Here is a 26,634-nt window from a genome sequence, read left to right as displayed (position 1 = left end):
TACCGCCCGGCTACCGTGGCCGGTGTCACCACCACCGGTGCGCGGAAATACCGGCGGCTCGGCGCGGGTTGGCTTCGATAGGGGTTGATACACATTCGAGGAGGCTCATGAGCGCCGTCACGCTGTCGGTTCTGGATCTGGCACCGGTGCAGTCCGATGCGACGGCGGGTGCGGCGTTGCACGCGACGACGCGGTTCGCCCAGCACGCCGAGGAACAGGGCTTTCGCCGATTCTGGGTGGCCGAGCATCACAACATGCCCGGCATCGCGAGTGCGGCGCCCGCGGTGGTGCTGGCGCATCTGGCCGCTTCCACCTCGCGGATCAGGGTCGGTTCGGGCGGGGTGATGTTGCCGAATCATCCGCCGCTGGTGGTCGCCGAACAGTTCGGCACGCTCGAGTCACTGCATCCCGGACGGATCGATCTCGGGATCGGCCGTGCGCCCGGCACCGATCCGGTCACCGCGCGCGCACTGCGCCGCAGTGCCGAAGGACTCGGCGGTGACGCCTTTCCCCAGGAGCTCACCGCGCTGATCGGCTTCTTCCGCGGCGCCGATCCGAACGGGATCGTGGCGAGCCCCGGACTCGGCGCGGAACCGGAGGTGTGGCTGCTCGGTTCGAGTGGTTACAGCGCCCAGGTCGCCGCGGTGCTGGGTCTGCCGTTCGCGTTCGCCCATCACATCGCGCCGGACAACACCGTCGCCGCGCTGACGCTCTACCGCGACAATTTCCGGCCCTCGCAGACCCTGAGCGAGCCGTACACGATCGTGGCCGCCTCCGTGATCTGCGCCGATACCGACGCCGAGGCCGACCGCCTCGCCGCGCCCCGCGATCTCGCCTTCGCCAACTTGCGCTCGGGTCGTCCGCAGGCACTGGCCACGCCGGAGCAGGCCGTCGGCTTCCCCGGCAACGACGCCGAACGCCACTTCGCCGCGCAGCGCAGGGCCGGGCAGTTGCAGGGCTCGCCGGAGACGGTGCGTGCCCAGGCGGCGCAGCTGCTCGACGCCACCTCCCCCGACGAGCTCATGCTCAACACCCTCGTCTACGACCTCGACGCCCGCATCCGCTCACTCGACCTGACGAAGAAGGCGATCGACGGCTGAGCGGTCCTGCCCGCTCAGCGCAGCCGGAATCCCCTGGCGGCCAAGGACTCCCGCAGGCGGTGACGGCCGTTGAGGGAGGCCGCCGAGGCCAAGCGGGCCAGGGTGCGCTCGGTCCAGGAGAACGGTAGGCCCTGATCGGTGTAGATCTCGCCGATCCGCTGTTCGTACTCGGCGATCGGCTCGCGCTGGGCGGCCAGGTCGTAGGTCTCGTGGTGCAGCACCGCCGCCTGCGGTAGGCGCGGCTTGACCCGGGTGCCCTCCGCCGGGTCCGGGTGGCCGACAACCAGGCCGAAGACCGCGAAGACGTGATCGGGCAGTTTCAGCTCGGCCGCCACCGCTTCCGGATCATTGCGCAACGCGCCGATGTAGACCGTGCCCAAGCCGAGGGATTCAGCGGCCACCACCGCGTTCTGCGCGGCGAGCGCGGCGTCGACGAAGCCGACGTAGCTGGATTCGAGGTAGTCGGCGCCCTCCAGCGGGGCGCCGTGATCGTCGGCGAGCTGACGCAGCCGGGCGAAGTCGGCGGTCCACACCAGCAGCACCGGCGCCTGCTCGATATGTGCCTGACCACCCGCTATCGCGGCCAGCCTGGCCCGGCGCGCCGGATCACGCACCTCGATAACGCTCCACACCTGCAGATTCGACGAGGTCGCCGCGGATTGCGCGGCCGACGCCAACAGCCGAATCGTCTCCGGCGACACGGCGTCCGGAAGATAGCGGCGCACCGACTTGTGCGCGTGCAGTACCTCGAGCACCGGATTCCACTGGGCGGGAATCTCGGTGGCCTGGTCCGCGTAACGCTGCTGGACGGGGTGGGCGGGGCTCGGTGCGGTCTGCGTCATAGGAGACATCGTCGGACACCGCGCGGTCGGCGTCTGCGGTAACCCTCACCGTGAACCGAACCGCGGTCCGGGATCGCCCGGTCGATACAGTGGACGTGGGGAGCTCACCGACTGGTGGGACGAGAGAGTGCGTCATGGGCAAGGTGTTCGATCGGATCGACGACAAGCTGCGGGCATTCATCACCGAACAGCCGATGTTCTTCATCGGCACCGCGCCGTCGGTCGGCGGCCACGTCAATGTCTCCCCCAAGGGTTATCGCGACACCTTCGCCGTGATCGACGACCACACCGTCGCCTACCTCGATCTGTTCGGCAGCGGTTCGGAAACGATCGCCCACCTGCGCGACAACGGCCGGATCACCGTGATGTTCTGCTCGTTCACCCGTACCACCCGCATCCTCCGGCTCTTCGGCACCGGCCGGGTCGTTCGCCCCGACTCCGACGAATTCGACACGCTGCGTGAGCATTTCGGCACCGGACACCCGGGTATCCGTGCGGTGGTGACGATCTCGGTGGAACGCATCGCCGACTCGTGTGGCTGGTCGGTACCCAAACTCGACCTCGTCGAGGAGCGCTTCATCCTCGACGAGGCCCACACCCGCCGCACCGACGCCGATTTCGCCCGTCGCATCGCCGGTGACAACGCCACCAGCATCGACGGGCTGCCCGCGCTGGAGCCGGACCATCCGGTGCCGTCCAGCGTTCGCCGCTGAGGTCAGGTCGCCGGTACCGAGGTCACCGCGATCGCGGGTTCGGACAGACTGCCCAGGTAGAGGGTGCCGTTGCGTTCGGCCACCGCGGTGACCAGCGCGTAGTCGGCGCCGTCGCGCTGCAGGTCGTGCACGATGGTGCCGTCGAAATCGAGCGCGAGCACCCAGACCGATCGGACGGGCGCCGGCGTCAGCCGATCCGGCAGCGCGTCGACGATTCGCCGCACGATGCCGGGGAGCGGGAAGAGCTTGTCCAGCAACGGGTTACGTGGCGAGACGATGCCGACCCAGACCAGCCCGTCGCTGCCGATCAGCATGTTGTCCGGTGAGCCGGGCAGGTTCTCGGCGATGTAGTCCGTGGTACCGGCGCGCGGACCCGTCAGCCAGTAGCGCGTGATCCGGTAGGCGCCGGTCTCGGCGACCAGCACATTGGATCGGTCCGGCGAGAGCACCAGGCCATTGGCGAACTGGAGACCGTCGACGAGCACCTCCAGGTGTCCATCCGGATCGCGGCGCACCAGCTGTCCGCTGCCGGAATGTTCCAGAATGTCGGTCATCCACTCTTCGAACGGCCACCGCTGCGACGAGATCGTGAAGTAGATCGTGCCGTCGTCGTCGCGAATCACATTGCTGGGGAACGCGATCGGGACACCGTCGAGCTCACCGACGACGACTTCCAGGTCGGCGCCCGCCTCGGCCAGGCGAAGGATGCCTCGGCCCGCGACGCAGATCAGCAGTGAGCCGTCCGCATCGGCGTGCATGCCCAGTGGCCGACCTCCGGCGTCCGCGATCCGCTCGACCGCACCGCCCGCCGGATCGACCCGCCAGATCGCGCCGTCGTCGGTCCCGGTGACGAGGTGGCCGTCGGGCAGCACCACGACGTCCTCCGGCCCACTTCCCGGCAGCGGCAGCAGTCGGGTCGGCGGCATCGGCGGATCGCTGTGGGTCTGGCGCGCACGAGCGGTGGGGCGCGGCGGAGTCCAGCGGTGAGGGCGCATCTGCATTGCCCATTGCTATCACGACGAGGGCCGCCACGGGGCCGATGCGGGAACGGCCGCGACCAGGAGCCTGCGCCACGAGCCCACCGACGGCTAAAGTGCGGCGGTGAACACCGGATCCGCCAGCTCGCTGCTCGACCGTCTCCTCGCACCCCAGCCCGCGCCCGCCTGGTGGCTGGTGCTCGCCACCGCCGTGGTGGCGCTGATCCTGGTCGGGTATCGACCGCTGTGGCGGCTGACCAGAGCCGCGGTGACAGTGGCACACGAGGGCGGCCACGCGGTGATCGCGCTGCTCACCGGACGCAGGCTGCACGCGATCACCCTGCACACCGATACATCGGGGCTGACGGTATCGAGCGGCAAACCGAGTGGGCCCGGCATGATTCTCACCGCGGCGGCCGGGTATCCGGCCCCCGCGCTGCTCGGGCTCGGCTATGCGGCGCTGCTCGGGACCGGCCGGGTCACGGTGATGTTGTGGGCGACGCTGGTGATGCTGGCGGCGGTGCTGATCAAGGTGCGCAATATGTACGGGCTGCTCACGGTGGTGGTGCTCGGTGCGCTGGTGTTCGGGGTGTCCTGGTTCGGCAGCGATCTGCTGCAGGCCGCGTTCGCGTATCTGGCGGCGTGGTTCCTGCTTGCCGCCGCGGTACGGCCGGTCTTCGAACTGCAACGGAGTCGACGGCGCCAGCCCGGTCGCACGGATTCCGATGCGGACCAGCTGGCTCGGTTGACGCACCTGCCCGCGGTGCTGTGGGTGTTGTTCTTCACCGCGGTCTGCCTGGCGGCACTGGTCTTCGGCGCGATGCTGATGCTGGCGCCGGTCGAAGAACTGCATCCGCTGCTTCAGCGGTGAGTGGCGATCCAGGCATCGACGGCTTCGGAGACGAGCGCGCTCGGCGGCTGTAGCGCGTTGAGGGTGACGCCCACTTCGTCGGATTGCAGCGGTTCGAGGGTGTCGAGCTGGGAATCGAGCAGGATCGTCGGCATGAAATGGCCGAGTCGGCCGGTCATCCGGCGCAGCAGTTCCTCGCGGGTGGCTGCCAGGTGCACGAAGTAGGTCTGCGGCGCCTTCGCGCGCAGGCGGTCACGGTAGACCCGCCGCAACGCCGAGCAGGTCGCTACCCCACCGGTTTTCTGGTGTTCGGCGAGCCAGTCCGCGACGGTGTCGAGCCAGGGCAGCCGGTCCTCGTCGGTGAGCGGAATGCCCGCGGCCATCTTCTCGATATTGGCCTGCGGATGGAAGTCGTCACCTTCGGCGTACGGGACCTCGAGCCGGTCGGCGGTCAGCGCGCCGACCGTCGTCTTCCCGCATCCCGACACCCCCATCACCACGATGACAGGTTCGACCACAGCGACCTCCTCGTCGAAAAGAACTCCGCACAGCATGCCTGCGCATCCTGCTCGATCGAGGGTAGTGGGCGGCGATTCTCCAGCGTCGATCAGGGAATCGGACGGTCGGTGGGCAGGTTGACGAAACTCGGCGCCGCGGGGTCGAGGCGAACGTGCTGGGGCTCGAGGCCGCTGGCGTTCAGCATCGGCCGGAACGGTAGTGCCTTGGGCGCGTTGCCCGCGAAGACGTCGATGCGCAGCCGGTGTCCCGGTGCCAGTATCGCCTGAGTCGGGATGACGGCGACATCGATCGCGGTGGGTGTGCCGGGTACCACAGGAAGCAGCCGGTCGACGGTGAGCGGGTTGAAGGGCGCGGTGAAGTCGCCGTTGATCGAGCGTGCGCTGCGGCGCTCGTCGACGGCCCGCATCGACGAGGTGAGCTGGCCGGTGGTGAGCACGGTCGAGGTACCGTCGGGTGCCACGTCGTTGACGGTGACGTTCCAGAATCCGTCGGTGGCGTCGTGGATCGTGTTGAGCCGCACGTTGATCGGGCCCGAGATGACCGTCGGTTCGGTCAGTGGGGCGCTGGTGAAGGTGAGGCCGTTGCGTTCGGCGATGCGGGAGTCCTTCGCGCAGGTATCGAAGGCGGCCGTCATGCCCGCCGAGCCCTGCGCCGCGTCGCGCGAGCAGACCTGATTCAAACCTGGTGCCACGGTGAGCGTTTCGACACCGGCCGGTCCGGTGGCGCTCAGCGATCCATCGTGCAGACTGTCCTCGGTGCTGCCGCTGGGCGCGGCGGACAGGTAGACGCGGCGATGCGTGACGCCGGGCTGCGGGAACTCCTCCAACGTAACCCAGCTACCGCCTTGCTGTTTCACCGTGACGGGCCCGAATCCTTCGACGCCGCTGTCGATGTCCTTGAGCCATTTGTCGAACCAGGCCCGCTGCAGCACGTCGAGGCGCGGGGGTGCGCCGGGAACACCGGTGCCCGCACCGGGATTGGCGTGATAGGTGTCGCCGACGACGAGCTGCTTGCGTCCGGCGGGCAGCGGGATCTGCTCGTAGAGCTTGGTCGCGCTGTTGGCGAAGATGTCGTGCCAGCCGCCGTAGACAAAGGTCGGCACCGTGACGTTCTCGGGGTGGCCCATGATCGCCTCGCGGAAGTCCGAGGTGTCGTCGAGCGCGCCGTCGAGCGCGGGCGGCATGTTCGACAGCGACGGCGTGAGCAGCGACTGGGCGAGCAGGTCGAAATTGGTGGTCGGATCGGCGAGGCGGTCGTTGAACCAGGTCCAGTCGAAGCTGCCGTCGACCATGGAGGCCACGTCGGGAACGAGTTTGAGCTGGTTGACCGAGTTCAGCCACAGCGGCAGGAAGGTGGTGCCAACGCCGCCACCGGGGGCGACCACGTCACGCATGAGGTCGCTGCCCGGCTCGACCGGGAAGATCGCCTGCAACGCGGGCGGTGCGTTCTCGGCGGCACGCAACTGGTTGATGCCGGAGTACGAGCCGCCACTCATCCCGATGCGGCCGTTCGACCACGGCTGCGTGGCCGCCCAGTCGATCACCTCGCGGGTGTCGAGCTGTTCGCGCGTACCGAGGGTGTCCCATTTGCCCTGGGACATCCCGGTTCCGCGTACGTCGGCCACGACGACGGTGTAGCCGGCGCTGACGAGTTTGCGGTCGACGCCGAGCATGGTCTGGATCATGCCGCCGTCCAGTGCCTGCATGAGGTCACCGAAACCACTGATCGGGGTGGCGGACAGGTTCAGCCTGCGCACGATGTCGACGGCGGTGGACTGCAGGCCCGGAATCGCGGCAGCCTGTTCGATCAGCCCGGTCATGAGTTTCGAATAGGGGGTCAGGCTCACGATTGCCGGCAGCGGCTTCTGCTCGATCACGCCGGCGGCATCGGCGGGGCGGTAGACGTCGGCCTTGAGCACCACGCCGTCGCTCATCGTGATCTGGACGCCACGCTCCACCCGAACCTCGGGATAGGCGCCCGGCCCGTCGTGCAGGGCGGTCCACTTCGCGGCCGACGCGTCCGGTGGCTGACCACCGGCGGGACCACCGCCGCAGCCGAGCACGACGACCACCGCGACGATCGTCGCCAGCATCCGGACTAACCCATGTTCCGAGCCCTTACTCACCATGAATCGCTCCCGACCGGTTCGTCTCCAACGTTGACCAAGCCACCGCACGATCGGCGCGAAAACCATAACAGCGGTATCGAGCTGGTCAGGCGATCCTCGGCCCGCTCGGGCTGTCGCTGTGAACACGCGTTGTTCCAGTTCAGCGTGGTTCCGGGTTCCTTCTTCTTGTCGGTGACCGGTGGTTGACTTGCCTCGTGCCGGTGCGATTCGGGCCGGCCTTCATCCATCGCCGAGGAGGACGTTCGACATGCCGACACGCGACGAAGCTTGGCCGCAGGGAACTCCCTGCTGGATCGACTGTCAGGTGGACGACACCACCGCCGCCCGCGATTTCTACAGCACCCTGTTCGGCTGGGAGGTCCAGGACAGTCCCGCCGAGGCCGGTGGCTATCTCATGGCCACACTCGACGGCCGACCGGCGGCGGGCATCGGCCCGAAACCGCAGGGCATGGAAGCGATGCCGTCGGTGTGGACCACCTACTTCGCCGCGCAGCGCGCCGACGAGATCGCCGAACGCGTGAGCTCCTCGGGCGGGCAGGTGTTCATGCCACCGTTCGATGTGCTCGACGTGGGACGCATGTTCATCGCCGCCGACCCGGCAGGCGGGGTGTTCGGCGTGCGGGAAGCCAAGGCGCACAACGGTTCCGGCATATTCAATCAGAACGGCGCCTATTGCTGGAACGAACTGCACACCCCTGCCTACGATCAGGCGCACGAGTTCTACAACAAGGTGTTCGGCTGGCAGTACAACGAAATCGGTGACGGGGAGACCTTCACCTATTCCACCTTCGCACTGCCCGGTGAGAGCCGCGAGGTCGGCGGCATGATGGACGCCTCAGCGCTGAGCACCCCTCCGTACTGGCTCACCTGGATCCAGGTCGACGACGCCGACGGATCCCTGGCCAGGGCCACCGAGCTGGGCGCCTCGGTGATCATGGGCCCCGACGACAGCCCGTTCGGCCGGATGGGCATCCTGGCCGCGCCACAGGGCGAGGTGTTCGGCGTGATCGATCCGGCCAAGGCGGTCGGCGAGGTACCCACCGGGTCCTGACATCGTCACGGCGTGACGATGGCGAAGTTCGGGTCCGGCTTGTCGATCAGGCCGGGCAGCTTCGCCAGGGCGGTGACGTCGCCATCGATGGCGATGTCACCGCTCGTGACGCCCTTGCGCAGGTCGGCGCCGCCGACCAGGGTGGCGATCAGGGTCCGGCGGGTGAGGGTGATCGTCGCGTCGGGCGCGGGCAGCGCGTCACCGGGGAATCGGTCGTGGTGCACGAGCACGCCGTTGCGCAGTTCCACGCGGTGAACGCGGTTGTCCTCGTCGCTGATCCGCCAGTCCGTGCTCATCCGGGCATCCCAGGCTTTCGGACCGTCGATGCGCAACGACACCGCGTCGAACACCTGCTCCACGCTCAGCGCGGCGGCCATCGCCGCGGAGTTGGCCGTGGTCGGCGTGCCGAAGGAACCATGGCGCAGTTCGTGGGCACCGCTGAGATAGAAGTTGCGCCAGGTGGCGTTCTCCGCGCCGTAGGCGAGTTGTTCGAAGGCGCCGGCCTGCAAGTCTTTTGCCGTCTTGTTGGCCGGATCGGCGAAGATCACGTAGTTCACCAGCTGCACGACCCAGCGGAAGTCGGCGGCGTCGTAGGCCTTCTGCGCGGTCCGCAGTGCCGCGTCGGCACCGCCCATCGCCTCGACGTGGCGTCGGGCGTTCTCCACCGGCGGGTGTTCCCACAGGTGTGCCGGGTTGCCGTCGAACCAGCCCATGTACCGCTGGTACACCGCCTTGACGTTGTGGCTCACCGAGCCGTAGTACCCGTGCGTCGACCACGACGCGGTGAGCGCGGGTGGCATCCGCAGCATTTCGGCGATCTCGGCGCCGACGTACCCCTGGTTCAGCAGTCGCAGCGTCTGATCGTTGAGGTAGCCGTACATGTCGCGCTGTAGCGACAGGAACTCCACGATCCGATCGGTACCCCAGACCGGCCAGTGGTGCGAGGAGAACACCAGATCGGACCGGCGCGCGTAGCGGTTGATCGAATCGGTGAGATATTTCGACCAGACATGCGGGTCGCGGACCAGCGCGCCGCGCAGGGTGACGATGTTGTGCATGGTGTGGGTGGCGTTCTCGGCCATACACAGAATGCGCCGGTCGGGGAAGTAGAAGTTCATCTCCGAGGGCGCTTCGGTGCCCGGGGTCAGCTGGAAGACCATCCGCACACCGTCGACCGTCTCTTCCTGGTCGGTGTGGGTGATGTGCACGGTGGGCGGGATCAGGCTGATCGTGCCGACCGAAGTGGTCTGTCCCAGACCGGATCCCACCTGACCTTTCGGGCCGCGGGGCAAGGCGGCGCCGTACATGTAGGCGGCACGGCGGGCCATCGCCGTGCCCGTGTAGATGTTCTCGGCGACGGCGTGTTCCATGAACCCCGAGGGCGCGATCACCGGGCAGCGTCCGGCCGCGACGTCCTGCGGGGTGATGACGCCGTAGCTGCCGCCGAAGTGGTCGACATGGGAGTGCGAGTAGATGAGGCCGGTGACCGGCCGGTCACCGCGATGTTCGCGATAGAGCCTCAGGCCGGCGGCTGCGGTCTCCGCGGAAACCAGCGGATCGATGACGACCACGCCGGTCTCGCCTTCGATCAACGTCATGTTCGACAGGTCGAGACCACGGATCTGATAGAAGCCCGGCGCGATCTCGTAGAGGCCCTGCTTGACGGTGAGCTGGGACTGGCGCCACAGGCTCGGGTTCACCGACTGCGGACAGGACCCGGCGAGGAAGTCGTAGGAGTCGTTGTCCCACACCACTTTCCCTGACTGGTCGGTGACCCTGCCCGGTTCGAGGGAGGCGATCCAGCCGCGGTCGGCATCGGCGAAGTCGGCGGTGTCGCCGAAGGGCAGCGTGTCGGCCAGCGCGCGGTTGGCATCCAGGATGGCCTCGGTCGGCTCGGTCTGGGTGCTCGACGGGGTGACTCCGCTCGGTTGGTCACCACATCCGGTCATGGTCGCGCCGACCGCGACCGCGGCGGCAGCGCCGACTCCGACACCCAGCATCCCGCGCCGCGACAGCTCGCCGCGACCCGTGTGTGCACTGTTCACCGCTACTCCTTCGTTCCACGATCGTCCGACCCGGACAACTATTGCAGACTAACTGCAATACCTGTGTTACCTCTGAGCAATCGGAATTGTCGGCAGCGCGGCCAGCTGGATATCGAGCAGCAGCCGATCCTCGGGATCGGTCAGGTCGATGCCGAGCACGGTCTCCACCCGCCGCAGCCGGTAGCGCAGCGTGTTCGGATGCACGCGTAGCGCGGCCGCGGCGGCACGCACCTCACCGTGTGCCCGAAGAAACGCCTGCACCGATACGCGCAGGTCGGCGGCGTGAGTTCGGTCGTAGGCGTCGAGGGCGGCCAGGCGGGGATCGTGCAGGCGCGGGCGCTCGCGGATCAGCTCCATGATCTCGGCCAGCAGCACCGCCGTCCTGGCGTCGGCCAGCGTGGCGACCCGGCTGCCCGCGAGATCGGCGACCGGACTGTCCAGCACCCGGTCGACCTCGGCGCGCGCACCCGCGACCGCGGTGAGATCGGCGACCGGCGCCGCGATCGCGGCCCGCACGACCAGTTCGCGCGTCTGCTCGAGCTGGGTGACCAGCTTGCGCACCCACGAGCCGACGCTGCGTTCGGAGTGGTAGGCGGGCAGCAGGACATAGACCCGCGCACCGATCGACTCGGTGACCGAATCATCACGGAAAGCACTGGCGTGCAACCGGATCAAGCCACTCGACGCGGCCAGGCCCGCGGCGGGACCCACCGGCGCGAAGCCGATCACCGCGGCGGGACCGGTCGTCGGCAGGTTCAGCGCGGCGGCGACCGAGGGCACGTCTACGCCGTCACCGTGCGCGCCGAACAACCTGCGAACCAGCAACGCCTCGGTCGAGGGCGCGTCCAGCCGCCGCGCGATGATCCTGGCCGCCACCGCCGACGCGCCACGCAACACCTGCGCCGCGTCAGGGCGCAACTCTCCCGCGCCTTGCTGCAACCAGATGGTCCCGAGCATTCTCGATTGCGCGCCTTCCCCACGCCGGATCCCGACGACGAGCCTGCGGCGAATATCGAGCTCGGGATGTTCTGGCACGTCGACGACCTCGTCACCACGCCGCACCCGGTCGAACACACCCCATTCACGCAGGATCCGCAGGTAGTCGCTCGGGCCTTCCCGGCCGAGGATGGACTGGATGCGCAGCTGGTCGGCCGACGCGTCCGAGGCCGAGTAGGCCAGGACATGCGACTGGGGGTCTTCGATCGAGACCATGCCGCCGGTTTCCCTGGCCAGCACCTGGGCCAGTCCGAACAGGTCGGTGTCGGGGGCGAGCAGGTCGTGCTCGTCGGAGGCGGCGCGCTGACCGGGTGAGCGGGCCAGCATCCGGCGGATCAGCGAGAAGACCTGGTCCCAGCGCGCCTGCCGATGGACGTGCACCAGCGCGATTCCCGCGGCATGGGCGGCGGCGCGCACCGCGGGCGAGTCGTTGGCGCTCTTGGTCATCAGCACTCGCGGCCGCTGGGCGGGGTCGCGGTCGACGACCTCGCGCAACCAGCGCGCGGTCGCGGCGGCATCGACGCCGACGAGTAGATACACCTCGGGCAACGCACCCTCGTCATCGAGGTGTTCGGGCAGGTCGGCAGGCTCGGCCAACGCCACCGTCCGCACCGCGACCTCGTGGCCCGCGGGCGCGTCGACGAGGGTGGCGACCGTGTGGTCGAGAGCGGTCAGCAACTCGCGCAGCGTTGTGGCCCCGTCAGCCATCGAGCACCTCCATGTTGGTCGATCGGACAAACGATCGCGCCGATCTTCATCCGATCAGACGATTATGACTGCTTCCGATCGGTGTTGACTACGTCACATCCCGCCATCCCTCACGACGCAGGAGCCGCACTCATGGACGCCATCGCGACCACCCCACCACCGGTCAACGAACCCGTCGGCACCTTCGCTCCGGGCAGCCCGGAACGTAGTCGCCTACAGACCGCGCTCGCCGAGTTGTCCGCCTCCCCCACCGAGATCGCCCACGTGATCGGCGGCCGCCACCTGCCCGGCGACGGCCCGGCCTTCGACGTGGTCCAACCGCATCGCCACGCCGCCGTCCTCGGCACCCTGCGTGACGCGAGCACCACCGAAACCGCCGCCGCGGTCGAGGCCGCCTGTGCCGCGGCGCCCGCCTGGCAGGCGATGTCGTTCGACGATCGAGCCGCGATCTTCCTGCGCGCCGCCGACCTGCTCTCCGGGCCGTGGCGCGCGAAGATCGCGGCCGCGACGATGCTCGGGCAATCCAAGTCCGCCTATCAGGCCGAGATCGACGCGCCGTGCGAACTGATCGACTTCTGGCGGTTCAATGTCTCGTTCGCCCGCGAGATCCTCGCCGGGCAGCCGCTCTCCTCGCCGGGTGTGTGGAATCGGATGCAGTACCGCTCGCTCGAGGGGTTCGTCTACGCGGTGACGCCGTTCAACTTCAGCGCGATCGCGGGCAACCTGCCCACCGCGCCCGCGCTGATGGGCAACACCGTGGTGTGGAAGCCCGCCAGGAGCCAGTCCGTTGCGGCCTATCTGACGATGCGGCTGCTCGAAGCCGCCGGACTGCCGCCCGGAGTGATCAACCTGGTCAACGGGGCGGGCCCGGTGATCTCCGATGTCGTACTGGCCGACCCACGGCTGGCCGGCGTGCATTTCACCGGGTCGACGGCCACGTTCCAGCACCTGTGGCGCGAGGTGGCACAGCGCCTGGGCGGGTACCGCACGTATCCACGGCTGGTCGGCGAGACCGGCGGCAAGGACTTCGTGCTCGCGCACCCGTCGGCCGATCCGGCGGTGCTCACCACCGCGCTGGTGCGTGGCGCGTTCGACTACCAGGGCCAGAAGTGTTCGGCCGCCTCCCGCGCGTTCGTCCCGCGTTCGGTGTGGGCCGCGATGTCGGAGGACCTGATCGAACGGACATCGAACCTGCGCTACGGCGATGTCACCGACTTCACGAATTTCGGTGGGGCACTGATCGATCGACCCGCCTTCGACCGCAATATCGCCGCACTCGAGCGCGCCAAGGCGACACCGGGTCTGACCGTGGTGGCAGGCGGACACAGCGATGACAGCGTCGGCTGGTTCGTCGACCCGACCATCGTGGTCGGTGACGATCCGGCCGACGAGATCTTCCGCACCGAATACTTCGGCCCGATCCTGGCGGTGCACGTCTACGACGACAGCACCCCGACCGCCTTCGCCGACGCCATGGACCTCGTCGACAGCGGCAGCCCCTACGGCCTCACCGGCTCGGTGATCGCGCAGGACCGCACCGCGATCGCCGCCGCGACCGAGCGGCTCACCTTCGCCGCGGGCAACTTCTACATCAACGACAAACCGTCCGGAGCCGTCGTCGGCCAGCAGCCGTTCGGTGGCGGACGCGCGTCCGGCACCAACGACAAGGCGGGTTCGCCCCAGAACCTGCTGCGCTGGACCTCCGCGCGCACGATCAAGGAAACCTTCGTCCCGCCGACCGAGCACGGCTACCCCCACCAGGCACCGGAGGTCGGCTGATGTCTGCTCTGCTGCGTTCGACCATGCTCGCCGCCGCGCGCTCACCCCGGCTGGAACGCACCATCACCGGCCTGCCGGTCAGCCGGGCGGTGGTGGCCCGCTTCGTCGCGGGCACCACCACGGAGCAGGCGGTGCTCGCCACCGAAACCCTTTTGCGCTCAGGGCGTTTCGTCAGCCTCGACTATCTCGGTGAGGACACCACCGACCTGGCCAGCGCGGAGGCGACCGTCGCGCAATACCGGACCTTGATCGCCGCGCTCGGCGGACTCCCCCAGTCCGAGGTGGCCGCGGGAGCTGTTCGGCCACTGGAGGTTTCGGTGAAACTGTCCGCACTCGGACAGGCCCTGCCGCGCGACGGTCACGCCATCGCCCGCGAGCACGCCCGCCAGATCTGTGCCGCCGCCGAGGCCGCGGGGATCTGGGTCACCGTCGATGCCGAAGACCACACCACCACCGATTCGACGCTGTCGATCGTGCGCGAACTCCGCGCGGACTACCCGTGGCTGGGCACGGTGTTGCAGGCGTATCTGCGCCGCACCGAGGACGACTGCCGCGCGATGGCAGGTACGGGGTCGCGAATCAGGCTGTGCAAGGGCGCCTATGACGAACCGGAATCGGTCGCCTTCCGCGACAAGGCCGAGGTCGACGCGTCGTATATGCGGTGCCTCGGCGTACTCACCGCGGGCGCGGGCTATCCGATGATCGCCTCGCACGACCCGGCGGTGATCACCGCGGCCGGGGTCGGCATGCAGTCCGCGCAGCGCAAGACCGAGGAGTACGAATACCAGATGCTGTTCGGCATACGCGCCGACGAACAGCAGCGACTCGCCGCCGCGGGCAACCATGTCCGCGTGTATGTCCCCTACGGTGACCAGTGGTACGGGTACTTCATGCGCAGGCTGGCCGAAAGGCCCGCCAACCTCGGGTTCTTCCTGCGCGCACTGGTCGGCGCACGCGGAAGATAACCGGCTCGGCCGAACAATCATCGCCGCTGAACATTATTCACTCTCGACGCCCGCGATCGCGCGTGGCGGTGTACTCGGATGAGCCCACCGTGACGCGGCGGTGTGCGCCGATGGAAGGAAACGCGAATGTCTTTCGCAGAGCTGCGCACCCAGATGTTGCGCCGCAAACCCCTGATAGAGGTCGACGACGAGATCCCCAGTGACGAGCGCCTCGCCAAATCACTCGGGCTCTGGCAGCTCACCGCCATCGGCGTCGGCGGTATCATCGGCGCGGGCATCTTCACCCTGGCCGGCTCGGTCGCGCACTCGGTCACCGGTCCCGCGGTACTGATCTCGTTCCTGATCGCCGGTGTCGCCAGTGCCGCGGCAGCGCTGTGCTACGCCGAATTCGCGGGCATGGTCCCGAAAGCCGGTTCGGCCTACACCTACGGCTATGTCTCCCTCGGTGAGCTCGCGGGCTGGTTCATCGGCTGGGACCTGCTGCTCGAATACATCGCGGTGGCGGCGGTGGTCGCGATCGGTGTGTCCGGGTACTTCGGGTTCCTGCTCGATCAGGTCGGCCTGACCCTGCCGGAGTGGATGCTCGGCGCGCCCGATACCGGCGACGGCCGGGTGATCGACCTGTTCGCGGTGCTGTTCTGTCTCGGCACCGCGTGGGTCCTCTCCCGCGGTATCGGCAGCGTCGGCCGGTTCGAGACGGTCGCGGTCGGCATCAAGGTCGCGCTGGTCGTGCTCATCGTGGTGCTCGGGGTATTCCACATCGACAGCGCCAACTACGACCCGTATTTCCCGTTCGGCACGGGCGCGGTGTGGACGGGCGCGGCGACGGTGTTCTTCGCCGTTTTCGGTTATGACGCCATGAGCACCGCGGCCGAGGAATCCATCGACGGACGCAAGCACCTGCCCAAGGCGATCATCTACTCCCTTGCCATCGCGATGGTGCTCTACGTGCTGGCCACGCTCGTGCTCACCGGCATGCAGAAGTACACCGAGATCAGCCCCACCAGTGGGTTCTCCACCGCGTTCGAGTCGGTCGGGATGCCGGGCGTCGCCAATATCATCGCGGTCGGCGCGATCGTCGGCATCATCACGGTCGTGCTCACCTTCATGCTCGGCGTCACCCGGGTGTGGTTCGCGATGAGCCGCGACGGGCTGCTGCCCATCTGGTTCGCCAAGACCCACCCCACCCGCAAGGTGCCGACCAGGGTCACCTGGATCGTCGGCTTCGGCGCGGCGATCCTGGCCGGCGTGCTGCCGATCAACACCGTCGCCGAGCTCACCAATATCGGCATCCTGATGGCCTTCATCGTGGTGTGCATCTCGGTGATCGTGTTGCGGCGCACCAGGCCCGACGCCCCGCGCTCGTTCCGGCTGCCGCTGATGCCGGTGATCCCGCTGATCGGTATCGGCTTCTCGGCCTACCTGATCTGGTCGCTGCCGTGGGAGACCTGGGTGCGGTTCGCCGGTTGGCTTGCGGTCGGCCTGATCGTGTACTTCGCCTATTCGCGCAAGCACTCGCTGATGAACCGGGCCGCGCCGGAGCCGAGCAAGTAGGTCCTCGGCCGACTGTGCTGTGATGGGCCGATGAGATCGGAGCGGGACGCCGCGGCGGCGGGCGCGAGGCAGGCGCGCGCGCCGCGGCGGCGGGATCCGGCGAAAACGCGCGAAGCCATCATCGACGGGTTGCTCGCCGCCGTCACCGCGGGCGACTTCGCGCCGACCGCGCGCGAGATCGCCGCCAGAGCGGGCACCTCCGAACGCAGCGTGTTCGTGCACTTTCCGGACCGGGAAGCGTTGCTGGTGGCCGCGACCGAACGCCAGTCCGAAATGGTCGAGGCGTGCCTGGTGACCCCCGATCCGTCGCCTCCCGTGGCCGAGCGGATCACGATCGCGGTCCGGCAGAGCACCGCGATCTTCGCCCTCCAGCGCGTGCCCCGCCTGCCCGGTCTGCAGGAATCCCGGTCGATCGCCGCGGTCGACGCGCGGATGCGGCGCACCGACGAACGCATCCGCGCCGTCCTGGCCGCGCTGTTCGCGCCCGAACTGTCCCGACCCGACGGTACGCACGACGACGTGCTCCTCGATCTGATCGACGGCGCCCTCGGCTGGCCGATGCGCCACCATCTGCAGGATCGGCGCGGACTGCCGGGCGAGCAGGCGTCGGCGACGATCGAGCGGGCGGTGGGTGCGCTACTCGCTCAGCACTGACCCCGGCACGAGCACCCGCTTGAGGATCTTGCCGGTCTCCCCGCGCGGCAGCGCGGTCAGGAACGTGACGTCGCGCGGGACCGAGAATCGACTCAGCCGGTTGCGGATATAGGTCCGCACCATGTCCGAATCCAGTCCCGCCCCTTCGCGTTTCACCACGAACGCGGCCAGCCGCTGACCGAACTCCCGGTCGGGAACGCCGACGACGGCGACTTCGCTGATCTGCGGCAGGTGGGCGAGCGCCTCCTCGACCGGTCGCGGGAAGACGTTCTCACCACCGGAGATGATCATCTCGTCGTCGCGGCCCGCCACGAACAGCCGCCCCGCGGCGTCGAGGTAACCGAGGTCGCCGGTATCGAGCATGCCGTCGGCCTCCTCCGGCGGCGCGGCGTTGACGTAGCCGTCGAAGAGCATGTGGTTGGCGACGAAGATGTGCCCGGTGGCGCCGACCGGCACCGGACGCAGGTCGGGCCCGAGCACCGCGACGCGGGTGCCCAGCGGTGGGCGGCCCGCGGTCGTCGGCGATACCCGCAGGTCGTCGGGGGTGGCGACACTGGCCCACGACACCTCGGTCGAGCCGTACACGTTGTAGAGCAGGTCGCCGTAGCTGTCCAGGAATCGCAGCACGGTGGCCCCGGCCAGCGGCGCACCACAGCTCACCACGAACCGCAGGCTCGACAGGTCCAGGCCGGCCCGGACCTCGTCGGGCACCTCGAGCAGGCGTTCCACCATCGTCGGAACCACGATCAACGTGGTGATCCGGTGCTCGGCCACCGCGCGCAGGCAGTCCATCGCATCGAAACCGTCCGACAACACCACGGTCGCGCGCAATGCCGTGCTGAGCTGCAACCCGGCCAGACCCCAGGTGTGGAACAGCGGCGCGGGAATGAGCAGGACCTCCTCCACGCGCAGCGGGATCCGCGAGAGCAGCGCGGCGATCGTGCCGAAACCCTTGGCATGCGGGCGGCGCGCGCCCTTCGGCGAACCGCTGGTGCCGGAGGTGAGCACGATCAGTCGGCCGGGATGCGCGGGGACCGGGAAGTCGTTGTGCGCCTGGGCGATCAAGTCATCGACCGTCGTGCGATCCGGGTCCGGCGGACAGTCGTCGGTGGTGTAGCGCGGGACCTCGCTGTGCAGGTAGCGGATCAGCGTTTCCAGCGCACCGTCGACGAAGACCGCGCTCAGCCGGTGCCGCTGCACGATCTCCTCGATGCGACGCCCCGACAATCCCGCGTTGAGCAATGCCACGTCGACGCCGAGTTTACCCGCGGCGACCATGGTTTCGACCATGCCCGCGTGATTGCGCGCCAGCAGACCGATGGCGTCACCCTTGCGCAGACCGATCGAGTACATCGCCGCGGCCAGCGCGGTGGATCGGGAGTCGACCTCGGCGAAGGTGCGATGCCCGCGCGCATCGATCAACGCGAGCCGATCGGGTTCGTACGCCGCGCCCGCCGCGTAACCACCGGCCAGGTTGAAACCCCACTTCGACAGGGAGCGAAGCTGTCTCACGATCGACACCGGCTCGGGCCGCATCAGCCCGGTGGCCGCGATACTGCGCGCCACCCCGGCATTACGGCGCACCATCGAACGCTCGGCATTGACCACCACCGAGGAACGGGTGCCCGCGATCGCGTCGGCGGTACGGCGCAGCCCCGCCTTCACCCAGTCGGTGACCAGAGAGTTGGCGCCCTGCTCGATCAGCGGATGGACACGCGCGGCGGCGAACAGGGTGATATCGAGCCGGGTCCGCTCCTGATCGCCACGCAAGCGGATCGCGGCGAAGCTGCCGAGCACCGGGCTACGCAGTTCGAAACTCTCGTACCAACGGCCGATGACGAGGATGAACTCGTGGGTCCTGATCCCGCCGCTCGCCGAGCCGACCCGCACCTGCCAGTGGACAGCACCGTCGGGGCGTTCCACCGGTTCACAACTGCCGATGCCGGTGAACATCCGTGGGTAACTCTGGGGATCGAGCAGCACATCCCACAACGCTTGTCGCGCGATGGTGAAATCCGCGCTCACATCGATGACGTCGTTGACCAAGCTCCGTGCTCTACTTCCCGTCGGCCTGTTCGACCCAGCTGGTCGGCGGGCAAAAATGGGCGCTGCGGCCGTTACCACCTCGCGGGTCGCCACGCTACCCGGCCGCGGCGCCCCTTCATCAAGAATCAGACAAAACCGGTGGTTCGGGACCGTTTCGGCCGGATTTTGGTTTGTGGGCTACACCTGCCGACATCGCCGATGTGAAACTATCCAATCGCTTGCACGCGCCCCGAGGATGCCGAAGTATTGCTGGCAGTACCGACCCGATCTGCAGGAGTCGCCGTGACACACGGCGCGACGAGCGAAGAGGTGTGGACATGACAGCGAGCTTTCCGAGCTCTCGGGACCCATTCGACGACATCTTCCAGCGGTTTTTCGGTTCCGGAATGTCATCCAAACCACCGGTACAACGCATCGACCTGGGCAGGTTGATGACCGACAACGCGAAGTTGCTGGTCGGCACGGCCCGTGAGGCGGCCAGGGAATGGGGCAACCCCGAAATCACTCCCGAACACCTGCTCTACGCGGCCACCGAGGCAGAACCCGGACGCAGCATCGTGGCCGAGCTCAGCCTGGATCCCGACCAGGTCGCCGAGCAGATGCAGGACTACCTCGACACCGGCGAACCCAGTGCCGACGACCTCGCCGACATCACGCTCGGCCCCGCTGCCAAGGTCGCGCTGCGCGCGGCTCAGCGGCAGGCGGCCCAGTCGGGCAGCAGCTACATCGGCCCGGAACACATCCTGCTCGGCATCGCCTCGCTCCCGGACAGCGTCGCGGCGCAGGCGCTGGTCGCCGGGATCGCGGCCACCCAGAGCGGCGGTGTGCCCGCGCCGGGAACGCCGATGGCGACCGCGCCCTCGAAACGCAGGCAGCCGGAATCCGGCACACCCACCCTCGACGAATACGGTCGCGATCTCACCGCCGAAGCCCGCGAGGGCCTGATCGACCCGGTCGTCGGCCGCGCGGAGGAGATCGAGCAGACCATCGAGATCCTGTCGCGGCGGCGCAAGAACAACCCGGTGCTGATCGGTGATCCCGGGGTCGGTAAGACCGCCATCGTGGAGGGGCTGGCCCAGCGCATCGTCAACGGTGATGTGCCGGTGACCCTCGCCGACCGCCGCGTGATCGCGCTCGATGTCGGCTCGCTGGTGGCGGGCAGTAAGTACCGCGGCGAATTCGAGGAGCGGCTCACCAAGATCCTCGACGAGGTCCGCGCGCACAAAGACGAGCTGATCGTCTTCATCGACGAGTTGCACACCATCGTCGGCGCCGGTGGCGGCGGCGAGGGCTCGATGGACGCGGGCAATCTGCTCAAGCCCGCGCTGGCCCGCGGCGACCTGCACGTCGTCGGCGCGACCACCATCGACGAGTATCGCAAGCACATCGAGAAGGACGCGGCGCTGGAACGCCGGTTCCAGCCGGTGATGGTCTCGGAGCCCTCGGTGGCGGACACCATCGAGATCCTGCGCGGTCTGGCCGATGTGTACGAAGAACACCACCAGGTGCGCTACTCCGACGAATCGCTGGTCGCGGCCGCGCAGCTGTCGGATCGCTACATCACCGACCGGTTCATGCCCGACAAGGCGATCGACCTGATCGATCAGGCGGGTGCGCGGATCCGGCTGCGTTCGGGCACCCCCGATCCCGAGGTGAGGGCGCGGGACGAGGCGATCGCGCGGCTGTATCGCGAGAAGGACGCCGCGGTCGACAACGAGGACTACGAGAAGGCCAAGGCGATCAAGGCCGACATCGCTGCCGCCGAGGAGGAGCTCGAAGAGTCCGGTGCCACCTCTTCGGAGCCGATCGTCGACGTCGTCGACATCGCCGAGGTGATCTCCAAGCGCACCGGCATTCCGGTGGCCGATCTGACCGCCGAGGAGAAGCAGCGTCTGCTCCAGCTCGAAGACGTCCTGCACAAGCGGGTGATCGGGCAGAACGAGGCGATCGTGGCGGTCGCCGAGGCGGTGCGCAGGGCAAGGGCCGGGCTCAAGGATCCGAACCGGCCGATCGGGTCGTTCCTGTTCCTCGGCCCCACCGGTGTCGGTAAGACCGAGCTGGCCAAGGCCCTCGCGGAGGCGGTCTTCGGCGACGAGGACCGGCTGATCCGGTTCGACATGAGCGAGTTCCAGGAGAAGCACACGGTCTCGCGGCTGGTCGGCGCGCCGCCCGGATACGTCGGCTACGACGATGCCGCGCAGCTCACCGACAAGGTGCGGCGGCAGCCGTATTCGGTGATCCTGTTCGACGAGGTCGAGAAGGCGCACCCCGATGTGTTCAATGTGCTGCTGCAACTGCTCGACGACGGGCGCGTCACCGATTCCAAGGGCCGCACCGTCGATTTCAAGAACACGATCGTGATCATGACGTCCAATATCGGTTCGCACGTGATCCTCGACGCACCTCCCGGCGACCTCGATGCGATCGTGCCGCAGCTCGAAGAGCTACTGCGCCAGCACTTCCGGCCCGAGTTCCTCAACCGGATCGACGAACAGATCGTGTTCCATCGCCTCGACTCCGAGCAGCTGGAGCAGATCGTCGAACTGATCCTGGATCGCACCCGGCGCATGCTCGCCGCTCAGGACATCGAACTCGAGATCAGTCAGTCCGCGGTGGACTGGTTGGGCGAACGGGGCTTTCAGCCCGAGTTCGGTGCACGGCCGTTGCGTCGCACCGTGCAGAAGGAGCTCGACAACCGGGTCTCGCGGTTGCTGCTCGACGGCGGGTTGGAGCCGGGTGGCACGGTGAAGGTCGATACCGCCGACGACGATCTGGTCGTCACAGCGGAGCACCCGGTGGGCAAGCCCGAAACCAACGGGTCGGCACCGGCGCCGAAGAAGGCGCCGAAGAAGCCTGCCAAGAAAGCCGCGGGAATGATGGTTGCGGCCAAGACGCTCGCGTCTAAATCGCGGATATAACGGGGGGGCCGGTTTCGCGCGACCCGGGCCACCGCTTTGTCGCCTGGGTCAGCCGCCGGTGACCACGCAGGATTCCCCGAAGCGGAAGCCCCGGCCGACTGTCACATTCGAGCTACTGGCGATGCCGTCCTGGACGGCGGTGAGCGCGTGGGCACCGGTGTAGGACGGCACCCAGTTGAACATGGCGACGCCGTCGGTCGGGGCGACAACGGCCAGGAGCGCGCCGTTGTCGTAGAAGGCGACAGGAACGATGCCGATGCTGAGCCTGGCCAGCAACTGATGGGTGCATCCGGTGCCGTAGTCGGTTGCCGAGCCGACGCTGAGGTTGGGTTTCACGGTCAGCTGCGAAACACCGGCCGAGGCGGCGGGAGCGCCGAGGGTCGTGGCCAGCATTGCCGTCCCGACGGCCGCGACGGCGATGGCGAATTTCCTGTCACTCATATCTCACGTCCTTGTGCTGCGGGGCCGACCGAACGCGAGGCCGGCGAGTCGGTCTCATCCTCACCCCATCGCGGGACCGATGGTGGGAGAACACACGAACCGTTTCGCCGACCTCGGTGCGCCGACTACACCCGAGACCAGAGTGCGGGAGTGTTCGGCGGTGTCCAGTTCGGGTCGTGCACCGTGTGCGCCTGCCTGCAGCGATAGGTGGCGCCCTGGTAGGTGACCTTGTCGCCGATGGCATAGGTGGCACCCTGACGCCACGGCGATCCGGAGGGGGCAGCCGTGGTCGTCGGGTGCTCGTGCCCGGGGGTGGTTGTCACCGGCGGTTTCGGGGTCGTGGCAGGGGGTTTCGTGGTCGTCGCGGGCGGAGCGGTGGTGGTCGGCCGGGAAGTGGTCGGCTTCGGGGTGGTCGTAGCCCCAGGTGTGCCGCCTACCTCGAGATCGACGCAGCTGTAGAACGCCGCCGCGGTATCACCGATATTCCATACCGCCCGCAATTTCTGCCTGCCGGAATAGTTCGACAAATCGACGGTATGGGTCACTTCCATGGACGGCTGTTCGTTTCGGCCGTCGAACACGGCAACCCTGGTATTTCCGATGAAGTATTCCCAATTCAGCGTGCGATGGTTCGCGGTGTTCTTCCACGTGAAACTCGCACGGCCGGAGACTTTCTGCGGTACCCAGCCCAGGCTGTCGTCATCGAGCTCGGTATATTTGTTCGCACTACAGTTGGTGAGCCCCTTCGGACCCTCCACACTCTGCGGTTCGTATTTCACCGCACCGCAGGGCACGAGGCCACGGGCGCATTGTTCCTGCCTGCTCGCCGGTCCGTTGATCCAGCCGTGCGCGGTGGCACTCCCGGCGGGGACCAGCGCGGTGACGATCGGCGCCAATGCCATTACTCCGGCGAAGAACAGAATTCGACTTCTCACTATCAATACTCCTTGGAAACGCACGCGGAGGACGGCAGGGGCCGGCTTGCCGTCCGGGAAACATTTCGAGCGATGACACCGAACACTTCGATATCGAACTGTGACAGGGAGATTAGGGTGGCGAAGATCAACCGTCAACCGCCCTGGTAGCGAAAAATACTGCTACCGGCCGGTATTCGCGAACCGTTCCGCAGGTGTGCGAACTCAGCGAATGAAAACGTTTCAGACCAACCGGTTCCCACTCGGAGCAAATGGCGAGTTAATTGACCAGCTATCGCGGGTGCACAGATTTGCCAGCAGCTGACGATAGGTAGCCATGTTGGCAACAAGCCGCCTTACTGTTCGAGCGCGGACGCCGCCGGAGCGGGCCTGGCGAACATTGCGCGACTCCTCCGAAATCAGCTGGCGGCGCTCGGCGAATCAGCCGAGGAACGCGAGGATTCCGGCGGTGATGAGCTCGGCGTAGCGGGCCCGCCCCGCCGGGGTCTCGATGAGGGCGGCGTCGGTCGCCGAGCGCATGTTCCCGCATTCGACCAGGGCGCTCGGCCGTTCGGCCAGATTGAGTCCGGCCAGATCCGCCCGCGGATCCAGTCCCGCCGACCCCACATAGGTCGACGGCACCGCGCCACCGGAGACCATGGCATCGCGCAGCGCGGTGGCCAGTCGTGTCCCCGCCTCGGCCTGCACCGGGTTCAGCGGGGGTTCGGCATAGGCGATGTGGAATCCGTGCGCGCCCGCGCCGGTATTGCCGTCGGCGTGGATCGAGACCACCGCGTCGGCGCCCGACTGATTCGCGATGGCGGCGCGCTGGTCGACACACGGTCCGACGCCGGTGTCGTCGGAGCGCGTGAGGATCACCCGAATACCTTGTGCGGCGAGCGCGTCGCGCACCCGCAGGGTCACATCCCAGGTGAACTCGTGCTCGGTGTAGCCACTGTCGGCCGAGGTACCGGTGGTGTTGCAGGCCTTCGTCCCACCGCGCCCGTCGGGCACCTGCGCGTTGATCTGCGCGAGATGGGTGGCGTTTCCCCCGTTGTGACCGGGATCGAGGACAACGGTGCGGTTCGCGGCGGTGGAAGTCGGCGGCACGACACTCTCCGAGGAAACGGCCGTCGCGGTCGGCATCGTCGGGTTCGCATCCGTGGACGCGCATCCGGCGAACAACGCTGTCGTCGCGAGCAGGCAGGCGGGCAGGAACAGACGGGGGCGCACTCCGACACCGTGCCACACCCCGTCCAGGTGGGGACTCCGCCCGTGCCGTGTCACACCCCGCGCCGATCGCCGCCCGACCGTGCCCTCGGGCGGACGCGGCACCGTCCCAGGAGACTTCAGCACCGCGAGGACAGGCGTCGAACCGTACTCAGGAGCGGGTAATGCGCAGGGGAAGAGTCGCGTGGCGCCTGGCGAACAGGCTGGGTACCCATCGTGGCGTTTCCGCATCGATAAGGCTGAACCGCTCGGTGCGTTCGAGCAGCAGGGTGATCGCGGCGGTGCTTCCAGTCGGGCAAGGGCGGACCCGATGCAGAAGTGGGCGCCCGCGCCGAACGCCACGTTGGCACGTCCACGCGGCCGGTTCAGGTCGACGATGTCCGGATCCGGGTAGGCGGCCGGATCGCGGTTGGCGGCTCCCCACAGCAGCAGCAAGTGGCTCCCCGCGGGCAGGTCGACGCCGTCGAGCTGGGTATCGGCCACGACGTGGCGGTGGTGGCCGCGGAAGGGCGACTCGAGACGTAACGCCTCGTCGAGGAACGAGGGAACGAGCTCAGGGCGTTCGCGCAGCCGGGTCTGTAGTTCGAGGTCGGTGGCGAGTAGTCGCGCCGCCGAGGCGATCAGGCCCGCGGTCGACTCCCCGCCCGCGCCGATCAGCTGCACCACGATCAGCACCGCCTGCTGTTCGTCGATCGTGCCCGCCGCCATGGCCGCGACGAGGACCTCGAGCAGCGTGCGCGGCGAATCCTGATCGGCCACTCGCTCTTTCGCACGGCTGATCGCCAGGTAGGCGTAGTGGGCCAGCTCGGCCGCCGAGGTGATCAGCGCAGTCATCCGGCCGTCGGCGACGACACCGCCCAGCATCTCGGTGGAGTCGTAGGCCAGGCCGAGCAGGGTCGGCACATCGGCCCGCGGCAGGCCGACAAGTTCGGCGATCAGCGCCAGCGGCAATCGATCGGCGACCCCGGTGGCCCAGTCGATCCGATCGCCGTCGAGTTCCTCCGCCCACAGCTGTTCGGTGAGTGCGGTGACGACCGGGCCCAGCGTGCGAATCCGTTTGGCCAGCGCCGGTCCGACGATGCCGCGGTGCGCGGCATGGACATCGCCGTCGGCCGTGGCGATCACGTGGACGCCCTGCCCTGTCGCGTCGAGGTCGAAGGTCGTCGGCGCCGCACCGGGCTGGGCGACGAGCACGCCGGTCAGATGCGAGGAGAAATCCGCCGGGCGGCGGGTCGCCTCGGCGACCGCCGCCCACGAGGCGACGAGGAAGAAGTCGGTGCCGGGTACCCGGTAGACGGGCGCCTCCTCGCGCAGAGTGCGATACATCGGGTAGGGATCGTCGAGCACCGCCGCGTCGAACAGGTCGATCGCTCCGAGGTCCGTGGTCATGGCCGCCGCCTTTCCTGGTCAGGCTGTCGGCGCTCACCGTGCATCGCCGAGAAGCACGCGGTCAATGTCTGTCTCAGTGTGAGACGGCGTGGCGATGGTGTCGTCGTCGGAGCGACCCACACACTTCTTCGAAAACCCCCTCTGCCTAGCTGGATTCGACTAGACAGATTTCATCGAACGTCTCACCCTGAGACAGACCCTGCTGGAGGATTCGCCGATGACCGACCATGCGGACTGGTTGACCGGCGGTGACCGACGCACCATCGCGGTCGACCGCATCGAACGCGCCGCCCTCGCGCTGTTCCTCGAACGCGGCATCGACAACGTCACCGCCGAGGACATCGCCGCGGCCGCGGGCTGCTCGCGCGCGACGCTGTATCGCTACGTCGGCGGCAAACCACAACTGGTGCGCGCGGTGATGGTCAGGGCCGCCGGGTCCGTCGTCGCGCGCGTCGAGGCGGTCGTCGACTCGGTCCCGCCCGGCCGACGACCCATCGAAGCCATCCTGGCCGCTGTCGCCGCGATTCGCGCCGACCCGGTGCTGCGCCAGTGGCTGATCCGGCACCGCTCCCCCGATACCGACGAATTCCTCGCCGGCGCACCGGAACTCGGTCACATCGCGACCGCGCTGACCAGGATCGCCCCCGACGACGAGGCCGCGGGCTGGGTCGTGCGCGTCGTCTTGTCGTTGCTCACCTGGCCGCTGCCCGACGCCGCGGCGGAACGTCACCTGGTCGAACGATTCGTCGGGCCCACCCTCCGCGCGGGCTGACTCCCCCGTTCGGTCTGCGCGACCTCGACCTGTTGCGCGCGAT

The 26,634-nt window shown here is 68.1% G+C and carries 19 protein-coding genes and 2 pseudogenes; 10 read left to right on the top strand and 11 right to left on the bottom strand.

All coding sequences use genetic code 11. From position 1 onward, the window contains the following. The first annotated feature begins 107 nt into the window (after positions 1-107). Positions 108-1,100 (top strand): LLM class flavin-dependent oxidoreductase, encoded by a 993-nt coding sequence (locus ACFWPK_RS10990; protein ID WP_378914435.1) that lies wholly within the window; start codon positions 108-110, stop codon positions 1,098-1,100. A gap of 14 nt (positions 1,101-1,114) precedes the next feature. Here ACFWPK_RS10990 and ACFWPK_RS10985 read toward each other — a convergent pair whose 3' ends face one another. Continuing rightward, the gene (locus ACFWPK_RS10985; RefSeq protein ID WP_378914434.1) at positions 1,115-1,942 is read right to left on the bottom strand and encodes an NADPH-dependent oxidoreductase; all 828 of its coding nucleotides are present in this window, start codon (positions 1,940-1,942) and stop codon (positions 1,115-1,117) included. A 134-nt stretch (positions 1,943-2,076) separates the two neighbouring features. Here ACFWPK_RS10985 and ACFWPK_RS10980 point away from each other — a divergent pair, with 134 nt between their 5' ends. Next, positions 2,077-2,655 carry a pyridoxamine 5'-phosphate oxidase family protein gene (locus ACFWPK_RS10980; RefSeq protein WP_378914433.1) on the top strand — a complete coding sequence of 193 codons (579 nt, stop codon included), beginning with the start codon at positions 2,077-2,079 and terminating at the stop codon, positions 2,653-2,655. A 2-nt stretch (positions 2,656-2,657) separates the two neighbouring features. Here the strand turns inward: ACFWPK_RS10980 and ACFWPK_RS10975 are convergent, their stop codons facing one another. After that, complete coding sequence (locus ACFWPK_RS10975; RefSeq protein WP_378914432.1) at positions 2,658-3,656, bottom strand: SMP-30/gluconolactonase/LRE family protein; 999 nt, start codon at positions 3,654-3,656, stop codon at positions 2,658-2,660. A 100-nt stretch (positions 3,657-3,756) separates the two neighbouring features. On the opposite strand from ACFWPK_RS10975, the gene ACFWPK_RS10970 reads away from it, so the two are divergent. Next, positions 3,757-4,503 (top strand): M50 family metallopeptidase, encoded by a 747-nt coding sequence (locus tag ACFWPK_RS10970; RefSeq protein WP_378914431.1) that lies wholly within the window; start codon positions 3,757-3,759, stop codon positions 4,501-4,503. On the opposite strand, the gene ACFWPK_RS10965 is transcribed toward ACFWPK_RS10970, so the two are convergent. Together ACFWPK_RS10965 and ACFWPK_RS10960 are read right to left on the bottom strand one after the other, a co-directional pair. Then, positions 4,494-5,036 (bottom strand): gluconokinase, encoded by a 543-nt coding sequence (locus ACFWPK_RS10965; protein WP_378914430.1) that lies wholly within the window; start codon positions 5,034-5,036, stop codon positions 4,494-4,496. The genes ACFWPK_RS10970 and ACFWPK_RS10965 overlap by 10 nt on opposite strands. A 53-nt stretch (positions 5,037-5,089) precedes the next feature. Further along, the gene (locus tag ACFWPK_RS10960; RefSeq protein WP_378914429.1) at positions 5,090-7,093 is read right to left on the bottom strand and encodes a CocE/NonD family hydrolase; all 2,004 of its coding nucleotides are present in this window, start codon (positions 7,091-7,093) and stop codon (positions 5,090-5,092) included. 283 nt (positions 7,094-7,376) lie between these two features. Here ACFWPK_RS10960 and ACFWPK_RS10955 point away from each other — a divergent pair, with 283 nt between their 5' ends. Next, positions 7,377-8,180 (top strand): VOC family protein, encoded by an 804-nt coding sequence (locus ACFWPK_RS10955; protein ID WP_378914428.1) that lies wholly within the window; start codon positions 7,377-7,379, stop codon positions 8,178-8,180. A gap of 5 nt (positions 8,181-8,185) precedes the next feature. On the opposite strand, the gene ACFWPK_RS10950 is transcribed toward ACFWPK_RS10955, so the two are convergent. Together ACFWPK_RS10950 and ACFWPK_RS10945 are read right to left on the bottom strand one after the other, a co-directional pair. After that, entirely contained in the window at positions 8,186-10,129 is a 1,944-nt protein-coding gene (locus ACFWPK_RS10950) for an alkyl/aryl-sulfatase (RefSeq protein WP_378914547.1), read from the bottom strand. Positions 10,130-10,291: 162 nt separating this feature from the next. Then, positions 10,292-11,929 carry a PucR family transcriptional regulator gene (locus tag ACFWPK_RS10945; protein ID WP_378914427.1) on the bottom strand — a complete coding sequence of 546 codons (1,638 nt, stop codon included), beginning with the start codon at positions 11,927-11,929 and terminating at the stop codon, positions 10,292-10,294. Positions 11,930-12,061: 132 nt separating this feature from the next. Here ACFWPK_RS10945 and pruA point away from each other — a divergent pair, with 132 nt between their 5' ends. From pruA to ACFWPK_RS10925, 4 genes are all read left to right on the top strand, one after another. Then, positions 12,062-13,708: an L-glutamate gamma-semialdehyde dehydrogenase gene (pruA, locus tag ACFWPK_RS10940; protein ID WP_378914426.1), complete on the top strand. Its 1,647-nt coding sequence runs from the start codon at positions 12,062-12,064 to the stop codon at positions 13,706-13,708. Then, complete coding sequence (locus ACFWPK_RS10935) at positions 13,708-14,673, top strand: proline dehydrogenase family protein (RefSeq protein WP_378914425.1); 966 nt, start codon at positions 13,708-13,710, stop codon at positions 14,671-14,673. Before pruA ends, ACFWPK_RS10935 begins: the two co-directional genes overlap by 1 nt. Before the next feature lie 126 nt (positions 14,674-14,799). After that, a complete protein-coding gene (locus ACFWPK_RS10930; protein WP_378914424.1) occupies positions 14,800-16,227 on the top strand; it encodes an amino acid permease in 1,428 nt (475 codons plus the stop codon). 30 nt (positions 16,228-16,257) lie between these two features. Beyond that, complete coding sequence (locus ACFWPK_RS10925) at positions 16,258-16,881, top strand: TetR/AcrR family transcriptional regulator (protein WP_378914423.1); 624 nt, start codon at positions 16,258-16,260, stop codon at positions 16,879-16,881. Here the strand turns inward: ACFWPK_RS10925 and ACFWPK_RS10920 are convergent. Further along, positions 16,864-18,927 carry an AMP-binding protein gene (locus ACFWPK_RS10920; RefSeq protein WP_378914422.1) on the bottom strand — a complete coding sequence of 688 codons (2,064 nt, stop codon included), beginning with the start codon at positions 18,925-18,927 and terminating at the stop codon, positions 16,864-16,866. The genes ACFWPK_RS10925 and ACFWPK_RS10920 overlap by 18 nt on opposite strands. Positions 18,928-19,244: 317 nt before the next feature. On the opposite strand from ACFWPK_RS10920, the gene ACFWPK_RS10915 reads away from it, so the two are divergent. Then, positions 19,245-21,845, top strand: a complete 2,601-nt coding sequence (locus ACFWPK_RS10915; RefSeq protein ID WP_378914421.1) for an ATP-dependent Clp protease ATP-binding subunit — start codon at positions 19,245-19,247, stop codon at positions 21,843-21,845. Between the two features lie 48 nt (positions 21,846-21,893). Here ACFWPK_RS10915 and ACFWPK_RS10910 read toward each other — a convergent pair whose 3' ends face one another. The 4 genes and pseudogenes from ACFWPK_RS10910 to ACFWPK_RS10895 form a co-directional block, all read right to left on the bottom strand. Beyond that, positions 21,894-22,286: a hypothetical protein gene (locus ACFWPK_RS10910; RefSeq protein WP_378914420.1), complete on the bottom strand. Its 393-nt coding sequence runs from the start codon at positions 22,284-22,286 to the stop codon at positions 21,894-21,896. A gap of 125 nt (positions 22,287-22,411) precedes the next feature. Then, positions 22,412-23,221 (bottom strand): carbohydrate-binding protein, encoded by an 810-nt coding sequence (locus ACFWPK_RS10905; RefSeq protein ID WP_378914419.1) that lies wholly within the window; start codon positions 23,219-23,221, stop codon positions 22,412-22,414. Between the two features lie 420 nt (positions 23,222-23,641). Next, positions 23,642-24,265, bottom strand: a pseudogene (locus ACFWPK_RS10900) (N-acetylmuramoyl-L-alanine amidase); the annotation flags it as partial. Between the two features lie 316 nt (positions 24,266-24,581). Then, a pseudogene (locus ACFWPK_RS10895) lies at positions 24,582-25,819 on the bottom strand (cytochrome P450). Positions 25,820-26,036: 217 nt separating this feature from the next. Between ACFWPK_RS10895 and ACFWPK_RS10890 the strand changes: the two are divergent. Next, entirely contained in the window at positions 26,037-26,591 is a 555-nt protein-coding gene (locus tag ACFWPK_RS10890) for a TetR/AcrR family transcriptional regulator (RefSeq protein ID WP_378914418.1), read from the top strand. Positions 26,592-26,634 lie beyond the last annotated feature (43 nt).

This window comes from Nocardia sp. NPDC058519 (assembly GCF_042719755.1).
Classification (GTDB): Bacteria; Actinomycetota; Actinomycetes; order Mycobacteriales; family Mycobacteriaceae; genus Nocardia.
The sequence above is the reverse complement of the archived record's forward strand: the minus strand, read 5'-3'. Positions and strand labels throughout refer to the sequence as shown.